Genomic DNA, 22518 nt, shown 5'->3' with positions numbered 1-22518 from the left:
CCACGTGATCCGCTTTGGGCATACGGGCGGCCCGGCCCAAGCCAAAGCGGCTGCTCACCAACTTGTCGGTCACCAATCCGTAGATCAACCCCACCAGGGCAGCCCCCACCAAGGTCATGACCACCGCCACCACCTTCACCCCTAGAGGGGTCTCCGCCTGCTGAAAAGCCTCGATGTCCCCATACCCCCCCGTCAACACCACGATGGTCAGCAACAGCCCGTCAACCACGGATTTGCCGATAGCTCTAAAGTTAAGGATCCCCAGCACCAGCATGGCTCCCAAGGTGAAGGTGAGGGTGCGCACGATGGGCTTGATCTGCAGCAGTCCCTGCAGGCTTCTGCGCAGCCAAGATAGGAGCTGCCTGAACGAGTTGCCTCGCTGTTGTTGTCGTTTGTCTTGCACCTGTCCGCTGGCCCAGCGTTGTGCCCGCGAAGAGCCGCGCCGCCCGTTGCGCTCCAACAGGTGCAGATAGGATCTGGGGTCGCAGATCACCAAAATGCGATCCCCCTCCAGCAGCTCTGCCTCGTGGTCGAAATCGTCGAAAACCCGAGACTCGGAAAAGTCGGACAGCCCGTCCACCGGGTAGTGAAACAGCACCCGCGCCCGAAAGGTTTCCTCCAGTTCCGAGAGGGGCATGTGCAGCAGACGGGAGTTGTAGCCGATGGTCAGCTCCACCACGTTCCAGAGGGTGGTCTCTTGGGGAGCGCCAAAATAAAGCGGATTCGCCAGCTCCGGCGGCAGCGTGGCCGGCTGAGCCTCTAACTGGGGCAACTCGAAGTAGCCGACAAATTCGTCCGAGACAGCTTTCAGAGCAAAGGCCGGCGCAGCCAAGGCAGCCACCGACAGGGAAAAATGCTGCGGCAAAATCGAGTCCAGGTAGCGGGCAAGGCCGGTGTTAAACAGACGAGAGACAATGCGCACCTGCGGGTTGAGATCCCGAATCAAGAGAGCCAGCTCGAAGTTGGCTTGGTCGTTGTCCTCCACAAGCAATGCCACCTTGATCCGCTCGATCCCAGCCCGGCGCAACACCTCCGGCTGATGGGGATCCCCCTCTAGGTATTGCCACTGCTCTTTTAATAAAGAAGGCCGCGGGCCGGGAGCCACCACTACCGCGCGCTGTCCAAAGTCTTCCAGAATCTGCAGCGTCAACGCTGCCAGGTCGTTGTAGCCACAGACCAGGATGAAAACACCCGGATCCCGGCCATTGTCCTGCAGTTGCTCATCCAGCCATTGATGAGAAAGGGATCCCACCATACTCCACCACCTACCCTGCTCCCTTTATACCCAAGGCAGGTCTAGAACCCCGCCCTACCCAAAATATTCCGGTAAGGGATCCCCTTGCCCGGCCAGCCGCGATGAGAAGCGACCTTGGCTCTTGTTTCCAGCGAGAGTTGGCGGATCTTGGGCCAAACGGTTCAAAGATGAGAACGACTCCCAACAGCTTGACTCGGTACTTAGGATCCTCTATCATTGCCCCAGCGCCAAGTTCTTGAGTAAAAATCTCAATAAGCTTGGCCTAGAGAAGGGTCAAAAGGCCGGCATTTGAGGGAACTGCCCTGATTTCAGGGAGGGGGTTTTCAAGTGCTTTCTCGGGTAAAGGCATTGCTGACTGGGTCAATGCAGCAGCCTTTCTTGAAATGTTTTTGAGTTTAGGAGTTGGGTATGCGCTTATCGCGACGGCAATTGGTCAGTGGAGCCGCGCTGGGATCGGTGGCCTTGGCGGCAGGCTTGCTGGGGCGTCCGGCCCGCGGTGCCAACCGGGAGGTGAACCTCTACACCTCTCGGCACTACAGCACTGATGAGGAATTGTACGAACTTTTCAAACAGAAAACGGGCATTACCGTCAATTGGGTGCAGGGCAACGCCGATGAGATTGCCCAACGTATCCGCAGCGAGGGAGCCAACAGCCCTGCTGATATCTTCATGACGGTGGATGTGGCCCGGCTGTGGCGCGCCCAGAACGAAGGCCTGTTTCAGCCCATCCAGTCCGAGACGCTCTCTAAGAACATCCCGGAATCGCTGCGGGATCCGGAAGGCTACTGGTTTGGCCTAACCAAGCGGGCGCGGGTGATCATGTACAACAAAGACAAGGTGGATCCCAAGGAGCTCTCCACCTACGAAGATCTGGCCAACCCCAAGTGGCGAGGTAAGGTGCTCACCCGCTCCTCCAGCAATGTGTACAGCCAATCTCTGACGGCTTCCATTATCCTGGCGCACGGGATCCCAGAAACCGAACAGTGGGCCCGCGGCTTGGTGGCCAACTTTGCCCGCCCGCCGGAAGGGGGAGACATTGATCAAATCAAAGCCGTGGCCGCTGGTGTGGGGGATGTGGCCCTAGCCAACACCTACTACCTGGCGCGTTTGATCAAATCCGACAATCCCGAAGATCGCGCCGTAGCGGAGAAAATCGGCGTCTTCTTTCCCAACCAACAGGATCGCGGCACCCACGTCAACATCAGCGGCGCCGGAATTTTGAAAACAGCTCCCAACAAAGAGGCCGCCATCCAGTTTCTGGAGTTCCTCTCCGGCCCAGAGGCGCAGGCCATCTTTGCCCAGAGCAACAACGAATACCCGGTGCTGCCGGGGGCGGAGATCGACTCGGTGGTGGCCAGCCTTGGCACCTTCAAGGAAGACACGATCAACGCCGCCAGCATTGGCCGCGTTACCCCCGATGCTCTAAAAGTGATGGATCGGGCCGGTTGGAAGTAGATCCTGAGTGCAGCCTCCCGTTGCTTAAGCCGCAAACGTTAGGCAGCTTGACAGTTTTTGGCCAAACGTTGATACTCATGGGATGGCGCGGCCTCAGTTCGAGGCCGCACTCCTCTCCTGTCCATCTTTTTCAAAGCTTCTGGAGGTTTGACTAATGAAACAACTGCGCCCAGTAGCCCTGTTCTTGCTCCTTCCTTCTTTAACTTCTTCTTACAGCGATAGCCCAGCAAGAGCAATTGAAAACTTCCCTGAAAAGGCTCCCGTTCCCAAGCGGGATCTGCTTTTAACCACGGAAAACGGCGTCAAAATCTACAATGGCGGGTTTGGCTCTGGCCTTGCCTTTGATGGCCAGTACTTCTATGTGCTCACCGATCGCGGCCCCAATATCGATGGAGCTGAATCAAACGACAAGATTTTCCCTAAGCCCGACTTTACCCCTCAAGTCGCCAGATTATCTCTGGACAGCGATAGCTTCAAGTTAGACAAAGTCATTCTGCTGCAAGACGAAACAGGCAAAAATCTCACGGGGATTCCCAATCCATCTAATTTGGGGGGGACAGGAGAGAAAGCTTACGATCTCAGCGGCAAACCGCTGGCTCCGGATCCCAAGGGCATTGACCCAGAAGGCATTGCGGTGGCCAAAGATGGGAGTTTTTGGGTTGCCGACGAATACGGACCTCACTTGATCCATTTCGATGCCAACGGCAAGGTAATCGAGTGGATTAATCCTTTTGGGAGCGGATTCGGCGGCAAAAAGCTTCCAGAAGTTTACAAAAACCGGCGCCCCAATCGCGGCATGGAGGGGCTAACTCTGACGCCCGATCAGAACTATCTGGTCGGCATCATGCAGTCGCCGCTTTTGAACCCAAACAAAGACGTTCAAAAGACCGCGACCGTTTGTAGGATACTCTTCTACGAGCTGGCCACGGGCAAGTTTAGGGAATACCTCTACCCTCTGGAGGGAACAGGCACGGCTGTTAGTGAAATTGCTGCCATCACAAACACGACTTTCCTAGTCCTCGAGCGGGATGGTAAAACACCGGGAGCCGACAAAGAGGTGACCAAGAAAATCTACAAAATTGACATTTCTGGTGCTACTGATGTCTTTGACCCTAGCCCGAACGGCCGGCTGGTCAACGGCAAGACGCTAGAGCAGCTCACACAAGATGAAATAACTGCAGCAGGGATCAAGCCCGTTTCTAAAGAAGAAGTATTTGACATCATGTCGATCCCCAATTATCCCCACGATAAGCCAGAGGGATTGGTCATCCTTGATGCAAATACTCTTGCGATAGTGAACGACGACGACTTCGGCATTGTCTCAGAAAAGGGCGTAGTAAAGGAGAAAATGATGCCCTACCTAGATAACAAGCAAGACGAGAACATTGTCTATTTTGTCAAGCTGCCGAAGAGCTTGTTCTGAAAGAGCTGTCAAAAAGGGTGGGATCTTCTTTTGTTTCCCGAGAGCTGGTCGAGTTTTGTCAAAGCAGGTAGCTGCCGCAGTCTGAGATGAACAAAGGGATCCAGCCAAAGTGGTTGAGCAAATTTCTGTTGAGAAGCGGCTTCTCTGCTCTGAACGGCTGGGCGCTTCTGACGCTAACCCTCAGCGGCCTCATTCTCGTTCCCGTCCTGACGGTTCTCCTCAGCCTTTTTGCTGATGAGCGGCAGGTTTGGGAGCACTTGACCGACACGGTCTTGGGGCTGTACGTGCGCAACAGCCTGCTGATGATGGTGGGGGTGGCGCTGGGAGTCGTCCTGGTGGGCAGCGGCACTGCCTGGCTGGTGACAATGTGCGAATTCTGGGGGCGGGCCTGGCTAGAGTGGATGCTGGTGTTGCCCCTGGCGGCTCCTACTTATGTGTTGGCCTACGCTTACACTGACTTTTTGCAAGTAACCGGCGGCTTCCAGACCTGGCTGCGGCGGGTTACCGGCTGGGGGATCGGCGACTACTGGTTCCCCAACATTCGCTCCTTGTGGGGGGCGATCCTGCTGCTCGTCCTCACCCTCTACCCCTACGTGTATCTCTCGGCACGGCTGGCCTTCCAGGAACAGTCGGTGGCCTGTTTGGAGGTGAGCCGCTCCTTGGGCTACGGACCCTGGGCCAGCTTTTTCCGGGTGGCCTTGCCCTTGGCCCGGCCGGGGATCGTGGCCGGCTGTCTGCTGGCTTTGATGGAGACCCTGAACGATTTCGGCACCGTCAGCTATTTTGGGGTCGATACCTTTACTACCGGCATCTACCGCACCTGGACAGCTCTGGGCAATCCGGTGGCAGCAGCTCAGCTTTCAGCGCTGCTTTTGCTGTTGGTGTTGCTACTGATGGCCCTGGAGCAGTTTTCCCGCCGGCGGGCGCGCTACTATCGTCAAGGATTCAAGCCAAACCCAAGTCGTTATCCCTTGCACGGGATCCGGGGGGTGGGAGCGTGGCTGGCCTGTGGGATCCCGATTGGTCTGGGCTTCATTATCCCTGCCCTGATCCTGCTCCATATGACCCTGCGCCAGGGGGAGTTGGGCCGCCGCTTTTGGAGCTACGCCCAGAACAGCTTTCTCCTCTCGACGATCACGGCGGTGATCGCCGTCTTGGTGGCGGTGGTGGTGCTGTACGGTTTGCGGCTGCAGCGGGCCTGGGGCCTGCGGCTGGCGGTGCGGCTATCTTCCCTGGGCTACGCGCTACCGGGCGTGGTGATTGCAGTAGGAGTTCTGATTCCCCTGGGGCAACTGGATCAACTGCTGAGCTACTTGCGGCAGGCGCTCTTTCAACAGCCGCCCGGTCTGGTAATCAGCGGCACTATTGTGGCGTTGGTGTTTGGCTATCTGGTGCGCTTTTTGGCGGTGGCTCTGTCCACCGTCGAGGCGACGCTAGCGCGCATTCCTCCCAGTCTGGATGAGGCAGCCCGCAGCTTGGGGCAGGGATCCCTGGGCACCCTGTGGCGGGTGCACCTGCCCCTGATGGGAGGCGGGATCCTGGGAGCGATGCTGCTGGTGTTTGTAGATGTGATGAAGGAGCTGCCGGCCACGATGGTGCTACGCCCCTTCAACTTCGATACCTTGGCCGTCCACACCTACCGCATGGCTGCCGACGAACGCCTGGCCGAGGCCGGCGCCCCCGCCTTGGCGATTGTCCTGGTGGGGATTTTGCCGGTGATCCTGCTCAACGCCCAGATAGCCCAGCGACGCAATCTAGGCTCCTCAAATAAAACGTCTCCCTACGTCCTTCCCTAACTCCCCTCTCCCAGAGGGAGAGAGGTTGGGGGTGAGGGTGGGAGAGAAGTTCATAGGGCCTCAGCTCCGGCAACGACCTCCAGGATCTCCTGGGTGATAGCCGCCTGCCGAGCTTTGTTGTAGGCAAGGCCCAGTGTGCGGATGAGTTCGCTGGCGTTGTCGCTGGCATTGTTCATGGCCGTCATGCGGGCCGCCAACTCGCTGGCCGCTGCTTCCTGCAAAGCCCGCAACAACTGGTTGTTCAAGTACAGCGGCAGCAGCGCGTCCAAAATCTGCACCGGATCCTGCTCGAAGATCATGTCTGGCGGCGGGGCTGAGACAGGAGCAACGATCTTGCTGCGCTCGACCGTGAACTCTCCCCCCCGCACCAGCAGGTTAAAAATCTCGTCGTCGCGGGCAACCAGGCGCGTGGGATCCAGAGGTAGCAGCGATTGCACCACCGGACGGGAGCTGATCAGCGAGACAAAGCGGGTGTAGATCAGCTCCACCTTGTCTACTTTCTCGGACAGGAAAGCGGAGAGGAGCTGATCCCCTATTTGCGCAGCTTCCGCCGCCGTAGGAATCTGCGACAAGTTCACGTAGGTCTTGGCAATGAGAGCGGAGCGGCGCTGAAAATACTGCACCACCTTGCGGCCCACCAGGTAAAGCTGCACCTGCAGCCCCGTCTGCTGCAGCTCGCGCACCCGCTCCTCGGTGCGCTTGATAACGTTGGCATTGTAAGCACCGCACAGGCCCCGATCCCCAGCCACCACCAACAGGCCCACCGTTTCAATGGGCCGCTGCTTCAGCAGAGGCAACTCGACATTTTCCAGCCGCAATCGCGTTTGCAGCCGATAGAAAACCTGGGCTAGGCGGTCGGCAAAGGGACGGGTGGCCATCACCTGCTCCTGGGCCCGTCGCACCCGCGCTGCCGCCACCAGGCGCATGGCCTCTGTAATCTTGCGGGTATTTTTCACCGCCTTGATGCGATCGCGAATCCGCTTTAGGTTTGCCATAACCGATCCCCTCTGCTGTGGTTACTGGATGGGGATCCCCAAAGCAGGGATCCCCGGCAACTAAGCCGCCTTGGCCAGGAAGCTCTGTTTGAACTCCGTGATGGCGGTTTTCAAGATCTCTTCCGCCTCTTCAGTGAGTTGCTTGGTGGAGAGGACGATCTCGCCATACTTGGGATGGGTGGTGCCCAAGTAGGACAGCAGGCCCTGCTTGAAGCTGGAGACTTTCTCCACCGGAATGTCGTCCAAATACCCCCGCGTCCCGGCGTAGATAATCGCCACCTGCTGATCCAAAGACAGGGGCGAATATTGCGGCTGCTTGAGGATCTCCTGCAGCCGTTGGCCACGGGCCAATTGCTTCTGGGTGGCCTCGTCCAGATCAGAGGCAAATTGGGCAAAGGCTTCCAGATCCCGATATTGCGCCAGTTCCACCTTGATCGAGCCGGCCACTTTCTTCATCGCCTTGGTCTGGGCCGCCGAGCCGACGCGGCTGACAGAGATGCCAACGTTGATGGCGGGGCGAATACCGGCGTTGAACAGATCCGACTCCAAGAAGATCTGCCCATCGGTGATGGAGATAACGTTGGTGGGAATATAGGCCGACACGTCGTTGGCCTGGGTTTCCACAATCGGCAGCGCCGTCATGGATCCCTCGCCCAGCCGGCTGTTCAGCTTGGCCGCCCGCTCCAGCAACCGCGAGTGCAGATAGAATACATCCCCTGGGTAGGCTTCCCGACCGGGCGGACGCCGCAACAGCAGCGACATCTGCCGGTAGGCCACCGCCTGCTTGGAGAGGTCGTCGTAGACCACCAAAGTGTGCTTACCCTGGTACATAAAGTACTCGGCAATGGTGGCACCACAATAGGGGGCCAACCACTGCAGCGGGGCCGGGCTGTCAGCGCCGGCAGCCACCACAATGCTGTAGTCCATTGCCCCTCGCTCGGTTAGAACGCCCACCACCTGGGCGATGGTGCTCTGCTTCTGGCCAATGGCTACGTAGATGCAGATCACATCCTGCCCTTTCTGGTTCAGGATCGTGTCCACGGCAACGGTGGTCTTGCCGGTTTGGCGGTCGCCGATGATCAGCTCCCGCTGCCCCCGCCCGATGGGGATTAGAGCGTCAATGGCGGTGATGCCGGTTTGCAGGGGCTCGTACACGGAGCGGCGATCGATAATGCCGGGGGCCGGGGACTCAATGAGGCGCGTCTCGGTGCAGTGAATCGGCCCTTTGCCGTCAATGGGATTGCACAGGGGATCCACCACGCGGCCCAGCAGGGCTTCGCCCACCGGGATGCTGGCAATTCTGCCCGTGGCTTTGACGGTGGATCCCTCTTGGATGTTGCGCCCGGAGCCAATCAGCACCGCGCCGACGTTGTCTTCCTCCAGGTTGAGGGCAATGCCCACAGTGCCATCTTCGAACTCCAGCAGCTCGCTGGCCATCACCTTCTCCAGGCCGTAGATGCGGGCAATGCCGTCTCCCACCTGCAGGACGGTACCGACATTGGAGATCTGCATCTCCTGGTTATACTGTTCGATCTGCTGCTTGATGATGGTACTGATCTCGTCTGGGCGAATCGTAGGCATAGCAGTCCTCTCAACGGAATAGGAAGGGATCCAAAATTACTAAGGAAAACGTTGGGCCAATTTAGGCCAACTGCAGCGCCAGCCGACGCAACTGGCCGCGCAAGCTGAGGTCGATCACCTGGGAGCCGATCTTGATGATCACCCCACCCAGCAGTGTGGGATCTTGGGCAATCTGGAGCTCCACACCCCTGGCCTGCGTGAAGTCTCTTACCCGCTCGCGAATCGACTGCTGTTGCGCTTCCGTCAGGGGTACCGCCGTGGTCACCTCGGCCAGGACGATATTTTGGAGCTTCCGCTGCAGCTCCAAGAACCGCCGGCAGACGGCCTCGAGGAACATGATACGGCGACGGTCGCTCAACAGCTTAAGAGCATTCAGCAGCAGGGGGTGGATCTGGTCGGCAAACACCTGCTGCAGCAGGTTTTTCTTGGCTTCCGCCTTGATCAGGGGGCTGGCGAGGAATTGGCCCAGCTCCGGCGTGGCCTGCAGAACCGCGGCCATGAAACGGATGTCGGCCTCAAAGGTATCCATTAGCCCCTGAGCAGAGGCAAGAGAAACCAGGGCTTCGGCGTAGGGATCGACCACCTTGGCGGCCATGGTGCGGCTGATCATGCTTTTCCCTTCCTCCTCCTTAGCGGGCAATCATCTGGATCCCTTGTTCAATCAGGCGCTGGTGAACCTGCTCGTTGAGGTGCTGCGGCAGCTCCTGCTCCACCTTGCGCAGGGCTTGGCGCACAATCTGGCGGCGCAGCTCCTGGACAATTTGCTCTTGTTCGGCAGAGAGGTCCCTTTCGGTGTTGGCGCGCAGCCGCTCGATCTCCCGCTCCGCCTGCTGCAACAGCTCCTGCCGGCGGGCTTCCGCGTTGGCCTCCGCCTGTTTGCGAATGCGCTCCGCCTCCTGCTGAGCCTGCGCCAGCTTTTGTTGTTCCTCCGCCAGCCTCTCGATCGCCTCCTGCTTGCGCTGCTCCGCCTGGCGCAGCTCCTCGAGGATACCTTCTCGCCGCTTGGCCAGAGCTTCCCCCACCACCCGGCGACCCAAAATGTACAGCAAGGTGAGGATAATGGCGATGTTGATTAAGTTGCTTTCCAGAATCGCATCCAGGATCCCCTTTTCTGCAGAACCCTCAGTGGCTTCCGTAACCGGCTCGGCCACGGCCAAAAGCCAAGCGGGCACCAGGCTCCACACCAGCATCACGCGCTACTCCCAAGGAATGTTCAACCGGCTACTTAACGGGCGCTGCCCAACAGCTTCTCGGTGATCTGGGCAGCAATGGTATCTACTTGCTGCTGCAATTGTTGGAGGGCCGCCTGTTTCTCTTGCTCGATCTGCAGCCGCGCCGCTTCCAGCTTGGCTTGCATCTCCGCCTGTGCCGCCGCTAGCTTCTCCGCACGGATGCGGGCTGCAGCCGCTTCCGCCTCGGCGATCACCTGCTGCGCCTGTAGGCGGGCCTTGCCGATCTCAGCCTCGTACTGGCGGGTCAGAGCCATCGCCTTGTCCAACCGCTCCTGGGCCTCCGCCTGGGTGGCGCGGATGTAGTCGTTGCGGCTGTCGATGACCCGAGTAACCGGCTCGTAGAAGAGGGAGTTGAGCACGGCCACCAGCAGCAAAAATTGGACGGCAATGATGGGCAAGGTGGCATCCAGATCGAAGAGGCCATTTTTCTCAGCCACTTCGACGGCCAACAGGGTTGAACAGATCATGGGCTCCACCACCAGAAACGGGATCTGAGATCGAGCAAGAAAGGGGGCAAGACCCCAGCTCTCGGCCTGGGCCGCCCCCAGAAGGCATTAAGCGAAGGGGTTGGCGAACAAGAGCACCAGCGCCACCACCAGGCCATAAATGGTCAGCGCTTCCATGAAGGCCAGGCTAACCAACAGGTTGCCGCGGATTTTGTCTTCTGCTTCCGGCTGACGGGCCAGCCCTTCCATAGCGGCGGCGGCAGCATTCCCCTGGCCCAGCCCCGGGCCCAGGGATCCCAGGCCAATCGCCAGAGCAGCAGACAACACAGAAGCAGCAGAGGTTAACGGATCCATAGTGAGATGCTCCTTGTCAGTACAAAACAAAAAATTGTTGGCAACAGCGCCTTTTGACTTTGAGGTGATCTGGCCTGAGTAGCCGAACCGATCGCCTCTTTGTCGGTGGCCTCTCGGCCCCAACAAACCTTACCAGAGAAGGGATCCCTTGCAACGACCCATTGGAGAGATTTTGAGAGCTGGGCCCTGAACTCGGCGGTTGGCCCAACTCCTGGGTCAATCGTGGTGATCCCCTCCCCCGTGACCTTCCAGCGCCTCTCCAATGTAAGCGGCTGAGAGGGTGGAGAAGATCAAAGCCTGAATGGCCCCCGTAAATAGGAATAGGATCATCACCGGCACCGGGATCAACAACGGCACCAGCAACACCAACACCGCGATCACCAGCTCCTCTGCCAAGATGTTGCCGAACAGACGGAAGCTCAGCGAGAGAGGCTTGGTGAAATCTTCCAGGACATTGATGGGCAACAGAACTGGCGTAGGCTCGATGTACTTCTTAAAGTAAGCCAGCCCACGCTTGCTAATGCCGGCTACAAAATACATGACACTGGTGAGCAGCGCTAAGCCGGCGGTGGTGTTGATGTCGTTGGTGGGAGAGGCCAGCTCTCCTTCCGGCAGGGGAATTAGCTTCCAGGGGAAGAGGTTGCCCATCCAGTTGGAGACAAAGATGAACAAGAACAAGGTGCCAACATAGGGCACCCAGGGCCGGAAGTTTTTCTCACCAATCTGGGCACGGGCAATGCTTTGGACAAACTCCAGGGTGTACTCGATAAAGTTTTGCAGACCAGCGGGCTCCCGCTGCAGTTGACGAGTCCCCACCAGCACCACGGTCAAGATCAGGGCGATGGCAATCCAACTGGCAATCAAAACTTGCCCGTGAACGGTGAATTTGCCCAGGTGCCAATAGAGGTGATGGCCGACCTCAAGTTCTGCTAGCAGAGGAGGAGAGGAGAAGAACAGATTCATGAGCATCACACAGAAGAAGACGAACGGGTCAAGGTCTGAACAAGATAAATCAGCAGGGTGACCTTATAGGTCATGAACCCCAAGAAAATGGGCAAAACCTGCAAAGACTTCACCTGGGTGGCCAGGACGATCAACCCGACAAACAAAGCCAAGCGCGTCACGCCCAGCCGGCTGCGACTTTTGCCCAGTTCCGCGACGCCGCGGCCCAGCATGCGCAGATAGACTACGCCAACGATTGCCCCCAGCAAATAGTTGGCAGCCACCGCCAGTGAGTAAACCAAAGCCACCCCCACCGCAATGGCTAGGCTCACCCCCAGGGTGACCAGCGCCAACCATAGCTGCAGCGCTTCATAGCTCCTGCCTGCCGTGGTCGCCTTCTCCCCCAAACCCGCTTTGCCCGGGGCAAGCGACGGCTGCGACGCACTCTGGCAGTCCAGACCCGCCTTCTGCTGGGGCGGAGGCGGCGCCTCCTCTAGGGGCGGCAAAGGCTTGGGCTTCCACGGGGTCGCCTTCCAACGGGCAGGACTGTGGGAGAGGAGTCGGGAAGAACGTGCCATGGGAGTGAGGTCACCACCTCTGAGGATCTGGCCTTAACCCAAAATAACACGACTAAGTAACAATACTTAACGAGTTGGGCCGGGCCAGGACGCGATGGAACCTTGCAACTATCGCCTCGAAAGACAACTAGCCCTTCGACAGACGGAGATGTTCCTTTAAGAATCTACCACCTTCACGGATTGACAACGGCAAAAATGGAAAACTTTCTGAAAGCCCTCGGATGTAAAGTTTTGCCTGGGGTGGCCGAGAAGCTGCAATGTTCTGTTACCTCCTGTTGTTTTGAGGTGGATCCCGCCGACCCTGCCGCTCTATATACTATGGGGCAGTGAGAACAAAGGGCGAGGACGATCCCCGTGAGTTGGCTGGTCAAGGCAATCTGGGTGGACTACAGCTTGGCCGTGGCGCTGACGGTGCTGCTGCCGTTGGCTCTCCTAATTTGGGCTTTTGCGGTGGGGTTACGTCCTCTGATTCAGCTCTTGATCGTTTACTGGCGGGTGTCCAGCCTCTTGGCGGTGACGGTGTATTTGATGATTGGTGGCCTGCCCATCAGCTTCTTAAGCGGGGCGATGGCGCGGCTCTTGATCCCGGTCTGCCTGTGGTTCTGGCAGGATTGGAGCACTGCTCTCAGGCAGTCGAGAAGCTGGGCGGCACGAGCTTTTTTGCTCTGGCGGTGGGCTGTAACCGGTTACATGGGGGCCGGGATCCTCTTTTCGGGGGCCTTCGTGCCCTGCGCCTTCCGGGCTTCTCTATCGGCAGAGTGTCGAGCTTGGCTTGAGCCGCCGCTGGGGTTTCGAGAGATTTTCCATCCCAATGTGCCGCCGGAGCTGCTGGGGAGCGTGGGGGCGTGGGGCTTGGTGGCCTACCTGCTCTATAGCGTTTACTTTGTCTGGCGGCTGCGGCCCGGTGCAGACAAGGGGGAGCTGGCATGAGTGCTTTTGCTTTGCCCTGGCCGCTGGCCTTGGAGCGCTACAGCCAGGCTCACCCCCAGGAGGTGCTGCGGGTGGAGGTAGAAAGCGAGGGAGAAGCTGATTTGGTGCTAATCTACCGCGGCTACAGCAGCTCCCTGCGGCGGGCCACGCCCCCCGATCCGGAAGTGGCGGTGATCCCCCCCCAGGCTCGCTTTTTGCAGCTGGAGCGCCTGAGCGCCCCTTATCACCCTGAGCGCTCGCAGGTTTTGGCCCTCTACCGCAACTGGGAGGAGCTGAAAGCTTGGCTGGCCCAGGCGGGGATCCCAGTGGCCGAGTGAGCAATTCCCGGTCTCAGCGCCCTACTGGGCTGGGTTGCCGCTGCAGGATGGTGTATTCTGCCGGCTGCAGAAGAGATTGCCCTGTCATCTCTGGCGGCTGAGGTAGGCCTAGGATCTCGAGCAGGGTGGGGCCGACATCGGCCAGGGTGCCGCCAGAGCGCAGCTTGACATCGCCACCGCGACCAGGGATCTTGCGCTTTTCCCCCTCCACCAGAATGCAGGGCACGGGGTTGGTGGTGTGGGCGGTCCAGGGGTTGCCCTGCTCGTCCCACATCAGCTCCGCATTCCCGTGATCCGCCGAGATTAAGGTGGTACCCCCCGCATCCGCCACCGCCGCCAGCAGACGGCCCAGGCAGCGATCCACCGTCTCCAGCGCCCGCACGGTGGCCTCGAAGTTGCCGGTGTGGCCCACCATGTCGGGGTTGGCGTAGTTGAGTACCACGAGGCTGTATTCGCGGCGGGCGATAGCTTCTATTGCCTTGTCGGTCACCTCCACCGCCGACATCTCCGGCGCTTGGTCATAGGTGGCCACCAGCGGGCTTGGCACCAAGATGCGATCTTCGCCGGGAAAGGGCTGCTCGATACCGCCGTTGAAGAAGTAGGTGACGTGGGCGTACTTTTCCGTCTCGGCAATGCGCAACTGCTTGAGGCCGGCCTCGCTCACCACTTGGCCCAGCAGGTGATCCAGGTTCTGGGGCTTAAAGAGCACCTGCACCGGCAAGGTCGGATCGTATTGCGTCATGGTGATGAAGGCGAGATCCGGAATCAGACGGCGCTGGAAACCGGAAAAGTCGGGGCAGACGAAGGCTTGGGTAAGCTGGCGGGCGCGATCCGGGCGGAAGTTGAAGAAGATGACTGCATCTCCCGGCTGCACCGCCCCCGGAGCCAGGCGAGTGGGTGGGATGAACTCGTCCGTGAGATCCTGGGCATAGAAAGCTTCCATCACCTCGGCGGCACTACGGCCACAGCCAGGGCCATCTTCTGTCATGATCTCGTAGGCTTTTTGGGTGCGCTCCCAACGGCGATCCCGATCCATGGCGTAGTAGCGGCCGCTCAGGGTGGCAATGACGCCATTGCCCAGCCATTGCAGCTCTTTTTCCAGGGCGGCCAGAACCCTGGCCCCGTCGCGAGGCAAGGTATCACGGCCATCGGTGATGGCGTGGACATAGGCAGGGATCCGCGCCTGGGCCGCTAGTTTCAGCAAGCCGTAGAGATGGTCGATGTGGGAGTGAACCCCCCCCTCAGAGCAGAGACCAATGAAATGAAAACGGCCCCCCTGCTCCTTGAGCCGATGACAAACCTCCACCAAGAGGGGTTCCTGGAAGAGGGATCCCGTCTCGATGGCGTCGCTGATACGCACCAACTCCTGCGGCACCACCCGCCCCGCCCCGAGGGTCAGGTGTCCCACTTCTGAGTTGCCCATTTGCCCTGACGGCAGGCCCACGGCTCGCCCCGAAGCTTGCAGCAGAGTATGGGGGTAGGTAGCCCATAGGCTATCCACAACAGGGGTTCGGGCGGCCAGGACAGCGTTGCCATCAGGGGCCTCGCGATAACCCCAGCCATCCAGGATTACCAGAACCACAGGTGCCACCGATTGTGCATCCATGAAATGGCCTCTCGTTTTTTAAGACATAATACCAGCCCCGGCAACGCGGAAAAGCCTTCGGGTGACTTGAGTCACTCACCAATGTTTATGATGTTGTAATCTTAAAATCGATAGGCAGGCTGCCATAAGTATTTATACATATCTGCACAGACATCTATACAGATAAAACGTGGTCAGCCGCGGGGGCTGGGCTGCAAACGTCTGCGCAGAGAATCCGAGCGGCGCTTGGCAATGGCATTCTTTGGATCCAGTTTCAGCACCGTCTCGTAGGCCTCTAGGCCGGGGCCGTAGAGATTTTTCTTCTCGTAGGCATGGGCCAGGTTGTTCCAAGCGGTCACATAGCCGGGATCCGCTGCTACTGCGTCTTTGTAGTAGCGGATGGCCAGGTCGTACTGCCCCTGGCTGAAGTAGGCAAAGCCAAGGGCGTTGCAGACAGGGGGAATGTTCTCCCCGGCCACCTCTAGAGCTTTTTTGAGCTGGAGGATGGCCTGGTCGTAGAGGCGCTTCTGCAGATAGACGCTGCCCAGCTCATAGTGCTCCTGTGGGGATCCCTTGCCTTTGCTCAGGCGGGGCTGCAGCTCGCGGATGACTTTTTCCTGGGCCCGCACCCGCAGCACCTCACGCAGGACGAAGTAGCCCACCACGCTGAGGATACTGGTCAAAGCCACCAAGTAAAGGAGGGGAGCGTTGACGCCCATTTTGCCTATCCCGCTTGCCTTAGATTTGCCTCGCCAGCGTTACGCCTGCAGGTGAGCCTCGATGAACCAGAGATCTTTGTCGATCTGGCGCGAGATCTCGGTAAACAGGTCGGCGGTATCGGCATCCCCCAGCTCGGTGGTGCGGTCGATGTTGCGGCGGACAGCAGCCGCATACTGGCCGTAGCGGGCCGCCAAAGCCTGCAGGTGAGCCCGACCTTCCTCAGCCGTTAGGTCGTATTCAGGCAAGCTCGAGGTTTGGGCGACGATGCGAGCGGTACCGCGGGCAATGCCCCCCAAAGCCGTAACCCGCTCCGCCAGCATGTCTACGTAGTTCTCCAGGGTGCCGGCAAAGGTGTCGAACATCTCGTGCAGGGCGATGAAGTTCATGCCTTTGACGTTCCAATGGGCCTGCTTCACCTGGGTTTTCAGATCCAGCGTGTCGGCCAAGGACTGGTTGAGCAACTCCACCAGTTGCGCACGGGTCTCGGCCGGCAAGTCGATCTGGGTGGAGTAGAGACGGGTTTTTGCGGCGGTAACCATAGCCAACCTCCCAAGTTGTGTTTCCATTATCCGGGATCCGCTGCGGCCCTCGGCCTGCCGATTCCCGACTGAGCCCATACTAACACAAACTCAGAGTGAGTATGAGTTAGTAAGCACTTACTTGCCAATGCAGAAGCGGCTGAAGATCTGATCCAGCACCGCTTCGGAGATCTCCTCGCCGGTGATTTGGCCAAGGGCGTGCAGGGCGCTCCGCAGGTCGATGCTCCAGAAATCGAGGGGGAGCTGCGCCTGCATAGCCTGGATCACCTGTTCCAGGCTGGCTTGGGCCTGGCGGAGAGCGGCGGCCTGGCGCTGGTTAAGGCTCACCTCCAGGTTGGGCTGGGGCCGCCCCTGGGTAACAAGCTGCTCCAAGGCCTCTTCCAGCTCCGGGATCCCTTGGCCTTGGGCGGCAACGGCAGCGACACGGTAAGCGATCTCGGCGGGGAGGGGGATCCCGTCGGGGGGGGCAAGGTCGGTTTTGTTGATGACCAAGATGAGGGGGCGGTGGCGAATGGACTCGTAGATGGCGGCGTCGGCGTCCGTCCAGCCGGCTTGGGCGTCGATGACCAGCAGCAGCACATCGGCAGCTTGGGCTAGGCGTTGGGAACGCTCCACCCCCAGACGTTCCACGGGATCGTCGGTGGCGCGAATGCCGGCAGTATCCAAAAGCTGGACGGGGATCCCTCTCACCACCAACTGGGATTCCACCACGTCGCGGGTGGTGCCGGGCAGGTCGGTGACGATGGCGCGGTCTTGGCCCGACCAGGCGTTGAGCAGGCTGGACTTGCCGACATTGGGCCGCCCGACGATGGCCACCTTCACGCCGGTGCGCAGCAGTTGCCCCCGCTCGACGGTAGCCAGCAGGGCCTGCATCTGGGCCTGGATGGCTTGCAGCCGGGCCTGCCAAGCCGGGACATTCAGAGGGGGCAGATCCTCTTCAAAGTCGATGCGCGCCTCGATCTCGGCCAATAAGCCCAGCAGCTCCTGGCGCAGGGCGCGGATGGACTGTCCCAATTTGCCCTGCAGCCCCGCCAGCGCCATCTGGGCTGCCTGGGGGGAGCGGGCCGCCACCAGATCGGCCACACTTTCGGCCTGGGTGAGGTCGATGCGTCCGTTCAAGAAAGCGCGCAGGCTGAACTCCCCCGGCTGCGCCAGCCGTGCCCCTTGGCGCAGGCACTGCTGCAGCGTGGCCTGAACCACCATGATGCCGCCGTGACAATGCAGCTCCACCACGTCCTCGCGGGTATAGGAGCGGGGGGCCTGCATCCAGACGGCTAGGGCCTCGTCCAACCGCTGGCCCTTCTCATCGTGGATCCAGCCGTAGAGGAGGCGATGGCTCTCCCAGGTAGCGTTGCGGCGGGCGGGGGTAAAGATGGCCTGGGCAATGGCCAAAGCCCGCGAGCCGGAAAGGCGTACAATGCCAATGCTGCCCTGCTCGGGCACCACAGCGGTGGCAATGGCAGCAATGGTGTCGGCCAGGGGTGCAGTTAGATCCATAATGTAACAAGGAATGCGCTATGCCTTGGTTCCCTGGAGGTGGCAGGTGGTACCTAGGCAGGATCCCGGCCTTCAACTCGAAAGAAGCTGTAAAAAACTGTGCTCTCCCGCCGAGGTCAGGGTAGCTTGGCAGTGGCGACCTGCACGCTTCCTAAACTATGAAGCCGTTACGCACGTTTAAGGTTACTCCCTACCTGCCGGCTGCTCTGGAAAGTCTGCGCTTGCTGGCCTATAACCTGCATTTTAGTTGGAACGTGGAAACCCGCAGCCTGTTCCGGCGCATGGATCCGGATCTGTGGGATGCCTGTGGTCACAACCCGGTGGCTTTGTTGGGGCAGATCCGGCAGGAGCGGCTGGACGAGCTGGCGGAGGATCCCGGCTTTTTGGCCCAGTTGGAACGGGCCAGCCAACAGCTCCAGAGCTACCTGCAGGAAGACACCTGGTACCGCAAGTATCGCTCGGCCCAAGCGGTGGAAGGGGAGTGCTACGCCTATTTTTCAGCCGAGTTTGGGCTGGCCGATTGTTTGCCCATCTACTCAGGGGGCCTGGGGGTTTTGGCCGGGGATCACCTCAAGGCAGCCAGCGACCTAGGCCTGCCGCTAGTGGGCGTGGGCCTGCTCTACCAAAAGGGATATTTTCGCCAGTACCTCAACCCCGACGGCTGGCAGCAGGAGCGCTACCCTGTGAACGATTTCTTCAACATGCCCCTGGAGCTGCAGCGGGATGCGGAGGGCCGCGAGATTCGCATTGAGGTGGACTACCCCAAGCGCAAGGTGTTTGCCCGCATCTGGAAGGCGATGGTGGGGCGGGTGCCTCTGTATCTTTTGGACACCAACATCGAGCCCAACAGCCAGTACGACCAAGACATCACCGATGAGCTGTACGGCGGCGACCAGGACGTGCGCATCCACCAGGAGATCATGCTGGGCATCGGCGGCGTGCGGGCTTTGCGCGCCCTTGGCATCCATCCCACCGTCTACCACATGAACGAGGGGCACTCGGCTTTTTTGGCCGTGGAGCGCATCCGCCTGTTGATGCTGGAGCAGGGGCTGAGCTTTGAAGAGGCCTGGCAGGTGGCCAAGTCCAGCCAGATGTTTACCACCCACACGCCGGTACCCGCCGGGATCGACCTGTTCCCGCCCGACAAAATTGACTACTACCTCGGCTTCTACTACAGCCAGATGGGCCTGAGTCGGGAGCGCTTTTTGGCCCTGGGCCGCGAAAACACCGGCGACTTCCAGTCCCCCTTCAGCATGGCGGTGCTGGCCATCAACATGGCCTCGTTTGTCAACGGCGTCAGCAAGCTGCACGGGGCGGTCTCGCGCAAGATGTTCAGCCGGCTGTGGCCCGGGATCCCGCTGGAGGAAGTACCGATTACCTCCATCACCAACGGGGTGCATGCCCGCACCTGGGTAGGGGAGGAGAACCAAGCCCTCTACGACCGCTACCTGGGGCCAGATTGGGCGGAGGCTCCTCCCTCGGATCCCCTGTGGCAGAAAGTGGATCGGATCCCGGATGGGGAGCTGTGGCGGGCCCACGAGCGCAGCCGCTCCCGCCTGATCACCTTCACCCGCGAGCGTCTGGTGGAGCAACTGCAAAAGCGGGCGGCCTCAGCGGTGGAAATTCAGTGGGCCTCTGAAGCCCTCAACCCGGAAGTGCTCACGATTGGCTTTGCCCGCCGCTTTGCCACCTATAAGCGGGCCACCCTCCTGTTTCACAACTTGGAACGGCTCAAGGCCTTGCTCAACCATCCCCGGTACCCAATGCAGTTTATCTTTGCCGGCAAGGCCCACCCCCGCGACAACCCAGGCAAGGAGCTGATCCGGCAAATTGTGCAGGTGTCGCGCCAGCCAGAGTTTCGCCAGCGGCTGGTATTTATCGAAGACTACGACATGTACGTCACCAGCCTGATGGTGGCCGGGGTAGATGTGTGGCTAAACACCCCCCTGCGCCCCCGCGAGGCCAGCGGCACCAGTGGCATGAAGGCGGCGGCCAACGGTGGACAGAACCTGAGCATTTTGGATGGCTGGTGGGATGAGGCCGATTACTACCAGACCGGCTGGCCCATTGGCCGCGGCGAGGAATACGAGGATCGCGCCTACCAAGATGAGGTGGAGTCGAATGCCCTCTACGACCTGCTGGAACAAGAGGTTGCCCCTCTCTTCTACCAGCGCGGCAGCGATGGCCTGCCCCACGCCTGGATTCAGCGCATGAAGCAGGCAATTTGCCTCAATTGCCCCCGTTTCAGCACGCAGCGCATGGTACTGGAGTATGCCGAGCGGGCCTACATCCCCCTCAGTAACTACTTCGACCGCATGCGCCGCGATAACTTCGAGTCGGCTCGCCAGTTCACCCGCTGGCGCAATCATTTGCAGGAGAACTGGTACAACATTCGGGTCCTCAATGTCCAGATTGAAACCCCGAAGAAAGCTTCCGCCGCCGGCCTCCCCTCGGCGCAAGATGACCAAGTGGTGATGGCCCGGGATCCCCTTACGGTGACTGTCGAGGTGCGGCTGGGATCTCTGCAGCCGCAGGATGTGATCGTCCAGGCCTACCAGGGGCCGGTGGACGACAACGGCCAGATCCAGAACGGCCAGGCAACTCCCCTGCGCTACGTGGAGACGGTGGAGGATCGCGCCATCTTCTCCGGCCAGATTCGCTACGAGGCCAGCGGCCTACAGGGGCTGGCCATCCGCTTGTTGCCCTTTCACCCCGATATGCACGATCCCTATGAGCTGCGGCTGATGCTCTGGGCCTAGAATTCCCATTCCACCCAATAAGGAAACAGCAGGGATCCCCTTCCTTCTTATCTCGATCCAGCCTCAACGAAGAGAGATCCCCTAGGTTCGTAAAGCCCTGAGGTTCTGCTGACTTTGCTGAGCAACGCCCCCACGCTCTGCACTGGTTGGGTCTTCCACAGTACTAGGTGCTTGCTAAGGCCTCCGGCTCCCTGGCGCGATGGGAGAGCAACTAAAGCTGCCTTCGGGCTCTTCCGCCCCGCAGTGCGGGGCCACCAAGCTATCCCCCTGTGTTTCTCGCTGCCCAATCAGGCAGAATCAGAAAAACAGATTCAAACGGCTCCGGGTTGATGCCATGCTCAAAGCCCACGACTCTGCCGGTTTGCGCCTGTTGGTCGCGGCTGCCCTGCTGTTGGGGGGCCTGGCCAGTTGGCGGCAGGATCGCCTCTCGGCGGTGATGGGTCTGGCCAGTGCGGCAGCCATTTCTGCCTTCACCCGCCCCGCCATCTTGGCCTACAACCGCGGTCGCGAACGGTGGCTGAACCGGGATCTGATGGGGGCCGTCGAGCAGCTCAACCTGGCACTGCAGCTAGATCCCCGACTGGCCAACGCCCACCTTCTGCGGGGCCAAGTTTACCTCGAACTCGGCCAACTTCCCCAGGCGCTGGCGGACTTCGACCAGGCCACCCAGTTGGCCCCGCGCCGGCCAGAACCTTACCTTTACCGCGGCCTGATTCGCCAGTCGCAAGGGGATCTGCAGGGGGCAACGGCGGAGTTGACCGAGCTGGTGCGCCTACACCCCAACGCCCCCCACCACCTCCGCTTGGCCAACCTGCTCATGCAACAGGGATCCCTGCCTTCAGCTCTAACCCACCTGGACGAGGCCATTCGTCGGGATCCCACCTTGGCGCCCGCCTATGCCTGCCGCGCTACGCTGTACGGCTACCTGGGAGAATGGGAGACGGCTGTGGCCGATTGGTCGCAGGCCATCCGCTGGGATCCCTCTCCGGCCCATTACTATCGGCGGGGCGTTGCCTATGCTTGGGCCGATTGCTATGATGAGGCCATTGCCGACCTCAGCCGCAGCCTAGAGGCAGAACCCTGCCAACCCCACGTTCTCTACATCAGGGGCAATCTTCTCTACGAGCTGGGGGAGATCAAAGCTGCCCTCGACGATTACGACCAGGCCTTTCGCTTGGAAGCGGACGGCAACCTCGGGGATCCCGCCGACGAGTACGGCTTGTACGGTCGGGGGTTGGCCTACGAGAATATGGGAGATAGGGCAACGGCTATTTCCAGTTGGCAAGTCGCCTTGCAGGTCAGCCGCCAACACCACAACCTAGTTTTGCAGGAACAGGCGCATCGATCTTTGCGGCAGCTCCCGCACGGGGAGGCCGGATCCTTTGGCTAGCGAGGTCGAAGGGATCCCCAGAGCTCCCGTCAGAACATTGCTGCGAAACTGGCGTAAAATTTGCTTATCGCCATCTTAATTCCACTGAGTATTTCGATTTTTCCTACCTCCTTCTGTGGCTGCCGTGAAACACACCCTCAGCGCTCTTGTGCAGGATCAGCCCGGGGTCTTAACCCGCATCGCCGGCATGTTTGCCCGTCGCGGCTTCAACATCGACAGCCTCACCGTCGGCCCTACCGAGCGGCCTGGCATCTCCCGCATCACCATGGTGGTGCAGGGGGATGAGCACGATGTGGAGCAGATGACCAAGCAGCTCTACAAGTTGATCGACGTGCTGAAAGTAACCGACATTACCCATGTCCCCTGTGTGGAACGGGAGCTGATGCTCGTCAAGGTCAACGCCAGCATCGAAACCCGCTCCGCCATTATGGACGTGGCGCAGATGTTCCGCGCCCGGATTGTGGATGTGGCGGAAGAGTCTTTGACTTTGGAAGTGACAGGGGATCCGGGCAAAATGGTGGCGATTATCAAGATGTTGACCAGCTTTGGCATTCGCGAGATCGCCCGCACCGGCCTGGTGGCTCTCACCCGCGAGTCGGGAGTCAATACCGAGTACTTGAAGCAGCACCCCACCGTGGCAGTCGTCTGAGGGGCTTGGCCACGATGCCAACAGGGATCGCTCAGGGGGAGGCCATGGCAAAACTGGAGAGAGGCCGGCGCCACA

21 protein-coding genes are annotated in these 22518 nt (G+C 60.0%); 8 read left to right on the top strand and 13 right to left on the bottom strand.

The window, feature by feature from the left end:
* Positions 1–1255: NAD-binding protein (locus tag NW835_RS05490; protein WP_414414729.1), on the bottom strand; the 1255-nt coding region annotated here is incomplete at its 3' end.
* A gap of 402 nt (positions 1256–1657) precedes the next feature.
* Here NW835_RS05490 and NW835_RS05485 point away from each other — a divergent pair.
* The 3 genes from NW835_RS05485 to NW835_RS05475 all read left to right on the top strand — a co-directional run bounded on the left by NW835_RS05485 (position 1658) and on the right by NW835_RS05475 (position 5929).
* Entirely contained in the window at positions 1658–2710 is a 1053-nt protein-coding gene (locus NW835_RS05485; protein ID WP_414414728.1) for a Fe(3+) ABC transporter substrate-binding protein, read from the top strand.
* A 154-nt stretch (positions 2711–2864) separates the two neighbouring features.
* A complete protein-coding gene (locus NW835_RS05480; RefSeq protein WP_414414727.1) occupies positions 2865–4133 on the top strand; it encodes an esterase-like activity of phytase family protein in 1269 nt (422 codons plus the stop codon).
* Positions 4134–4219: 86 nt separating this feature from the next.
* Entirely contained in the window at positions 4220–5929 is a 1710-nt protein-coding gene (locus NW835_RS05475) for an ABC transporter permease (RefSeq protein ID WP_414414726.1), read from the top strand.
* Between the two features lie 50 nt (positions 5930–5979).
* Here the strand turns inward: NW835_RS05475 and NW835_RS05470 are convergent, their stop codons facing one another.
* The 8 genes from NW835_RS05470 to NW835_RS05435 form a co-directional block, all read right to left on the bottom strand.
* Complete coding sequence (locus NW835_RS05470) at positions 5980–6924, bottom strand: F0F1 ATP synthase subunit gamma (RefSeq protein WP_414414725.1); 945 nt, start codon at positions 6922–6924, stop codon at positions 5980–5982.
* A gap of 60 nt (positions 6925–6984) precedes the next feature.
* Positions 6985–8505, bottom strand: coding sequence for a F0F1 ATP synthase subunit alpha (atpA, locus tag NW835_RS05465; protein WP_414365550.1), 1521 nt, complete (start codon positions 8503–8505; stop codon positions 6985–6987).
* A gap of 61 nt (positions 8506–8566) precedes the next feature.
* Entirely contained in the window at positions 8567–9115 is a 549-nt protein-coding gene (gene atpH / locus NW835_RS05460) for an ATP synthase F1 subunit delta (RefSeq protein WP_414365551.1), read from the bottom strand.
* Between the two features lie 19 nt (positions 9116–9134).
* Positions 9135–9695, bottom strand: coding sequence for a F0F1 ATP synthase subunit B (locus tag NW835_RS05455; RefSeq protein WP_414414737.1), 561 nt, complete (start codon positions 9693–9695; stop codon positions 9135–9137).
* A 35-nt stretch (positions 9696–9730) separates the two neighbouring features.
* Positions 9731–10204: a F0F1 ATP synthase subunit B' gene (locus tag NW835_RS05450; protein ID WP_414384911.1), complete on the bottom strand. Its 474-nt coding sequence runs from the start codon at positions 10202–10204 to the stop codon at positions 9731–9733.
* Between the two features lie 87 nt (positions 10205–10291).
* Positions 10292–10537 (bottom strand): ATP synthase F0 subunit C, encoded by a 246-nt coding sequence (atpE, locus tag NW835_RS05445; protein WP_011430931.1) that lies wholly within the window; start codon positions 10535–10537, stop codon positions 10292–10294.
* A 216-nt stretch (positions 10538–10753) separates the two neighbouring features.
* Positions 10754–11500, bottom strand: a complete 747-nt coding sequence (gene atpB, locus NW835_RS05440; RefSeq protein WP_414414724.1) for a F0F1 ATP synthase subunit A — start codon at positions 11498–11500, stop codon at positions 10754–10756.
* 5 nt (positions 11501–11505) lie between these two features.
* Entirely contained in the window at positions 11506–11832 is a 327-nt protein-coding gene (locus tag NW835_RS05435) for a hypothetical protein (protein ID WP_414365554.1), read from the bottom strand.
* A 579-nt stretch (positions 11833–12411) separates the two neighbouring features.
* Here NW835_RS05435 and NW835_RS05430 point away from each other — a divergent pair.
* Entirely contained in the window at positions 12412–12987 is a 576-nt protein-coding gene (locus NW835_RS05430) for a DUF3177 family protein (RefSeq protein WP_414414723.1), read from the top strand.
* Entirely contained in the window at positions 12984–13304 is a 321-nt protein-coding gene (locus NW835_RS05425) for a hypothetical protein (protein WP_414414722.1), read from the top strand. Before NW835_RS05430 ends, NW835_RS05425 begins: the two co-directional genes overlap by 4 nt.
* Positions 13305–13317: 13 nt before the next feature.
* On the opposite strand, the gene gpmI is transcribed toward NW835_RS05425, so the two are convergent.
* The 4 genes from gpmI to mnmE all read right to left on the bottom strand — a co-directional run bounded on the left by gpmI (position 13318) and on the right by mnmE (position 17645).
* Positions 13318–14910, bottom strand: coding sequence for a 2,3-bisphosphoglycerate-independent phosphoglycerate mutase (gene gpmI, locus NW835_RS05420; RefSeq protein WP_414414721.1), 1593 nt, complete (start codon positions 14908–14910; stop codon positions 13318–13320).
* 173 nt (positions 14911–15083) lie between these two features.
* Entirely contained in the window at positions 15084–15608 is a 525-nt protein-coding gene (locus tag NW835_RS05415; protein WP_414414720.1) for a tetratricopeptide repeat protein, read from the bottom strand.
* A gap of 39 nt (positions 15609–15647) precedes the next feature.
* The gene (dps, locus tag NW835_RS05410) at positions 15648–16148 is read right to left on the bottom strand and encodes a DNA starvation/stationary phase protection protein Dps (protein ID WP_414365559.1); all 501 of its coding nucleotides are present in this window, start codon (positions 16146–16148) and stop codon (positions 15648–15650) included.
* A 117-nt stretch (positions 16149–16265) separates the two neighbouring features.
* Positions 16266–17645, bottom strand: a complete 1380-nt coding sequence (gene mnmE / locus NW835_RS05405; RefSeq protein WP_414377652.1) for a tRNA uridine-5-carboxymethylaminomethyl(34) synthesis GTPase MnmE — start codon at positions 17643–17645, stop codon at positions 16266–16268.
* A gap of 158 nt (positions 17646–17803) precedes the next feature.
* Between mnmE and glgP the strand changes: the two genes are divergently transcribed.
* The 3 genes from glgP (at position 17804) to ilvN (ending at position 22443) form a co-directional block, all read left to right on the top strand.
* Positions 17804–20404 carry an alpha-glucan family phosphorylase gene (gene glgP, locus NW835_RS05400; RefSeq protein ID WP_414365561.1) on the top strand — a complete coding sequence of 867 codons (2601 nt, stop codon included), beginning with the start codon at positions 17804–17806 and terminating at the stop codon, positions 20402–20404.
* A 334-nt stretch (positions 20405–20738) separates the two neighbouring features.
* Positions 20739–21794 carry a tetratricopeptide repeat protein gene (locus NW835_RS05395; protein WP_414414719.1) on the top strand — a complete coding sequence of 352 codons (1056 nt, stop codon included), beginning with the start codon at positions 20739–20741 and terminating at the stop codon, positions 21792–21794.
* 124 nt (positions 21795–21918) lie between these two features.
* On the top strand, positions 21919–22443 hold the full coding sequence (gene ilvN, locus NW835_RS05390; RefSeq protein ID WP_011430944.1) for an acetolactate synthase small subunit: 525 nt from the start codon (positions 21919–21921) through the stop codon (positions 22441–22443).
* Positions 22444–22518: the final 75 nt, after the last annotated feature.

It is taken from the genome of Synechococcus sp. OH2 (assembly GCF_047462155.1).
Classification (GTDB): domain Bacteria; phylum Cyanobacteriota; class Cyanobacteriia; order Thermostichales; family Thermostichaceae; genus Thermostichus.
This window is presented reverse-complemented; position numbering and strand designations above follow the sequence as displayed.